This window comes from Aminobacter sp. P4_D5, from assembly GCF_056401815.1.
Genome location: NZ_JBFUIP010000691.1, coordinates 1 through 722, shown reverse-complemented (window position 1 = coordinate 722; position 722 = coordinate 1). Strand labels below are relative to the sequence as shown.

Here is a 722-nt window from a genome sequence, read left to right as displayed (position 1 = left end):
GGGCCGCCCTTGGGGCCCTCGTAGCGGATCACGATCACGTCGCCGGGCTTGTAGGCCCGCGCCTCGACGGCGGCGAAGGCGTCCTCCTCGCAGTCAAAGCAGAGCGCCGTGCCCTCGAAGCGCAGCTTCTCCATACCGGCGATCTTCACGATGGCCCCCTCCTCGGCGAGGTTGCCCTTCAGCGCGACCACGCCGCCGATCGGCGAGATGGGGTTGGACACGGGATGCACGACATCCTGGTCCTTCGGAAAGACCACGTCGCGATGGTTCTCCGCCAGCGTCTTGCCTGTCACGGTCATGCAGTCGCCGTGCAGCAGGCCGCCGTCGAGCAGCGCCTTGATGATCACCGGCACACCGCCGACACGATGCACGTCCAGCGCCACGTATTTTCCGCCCGGCTTGAGGTCGGCGATATGCGGGGTCTTCCGCATGATCGCCGCGACCTCCTCCAGCGGGAAGTCGATGCCGACCTCGTTGGCGAGGGCGGGCAGGTGCAGCCCGGCATTGGTGGAGCCACCTGTCGCGCCGACGATGGCCGCGGCATTCTCCAGCGCCTTGCGCGTGACGATGTCGCGCGGGCGGAGCTGGCTCTTGATGAGCTCCACCACCGCGAAGCCGCTGCGGTAGGCGTATTCGTCGCGCTCGGTGTCGGGCGCCGGCGCGCCGGCCGAATAGGGCAGCGCGAGGCCGATCACCTCGGAGATGCAGGCCATGGTGTTGGC

1 protein-coding gene is annotated in these 722 nt (G+C 68.6%); it reads right to left on the bottom strand.

Annotated features, from left to right (window positions below):
• Positions 1 to 722 (bottom strand): dihydroxy-acid dehydratase domain-containing protein (locus tag AC1DWF_RS34360; RefSeq protein ID WP_476842957.1); only part of this gene is annotated, 722 nt, incomplete at both ends.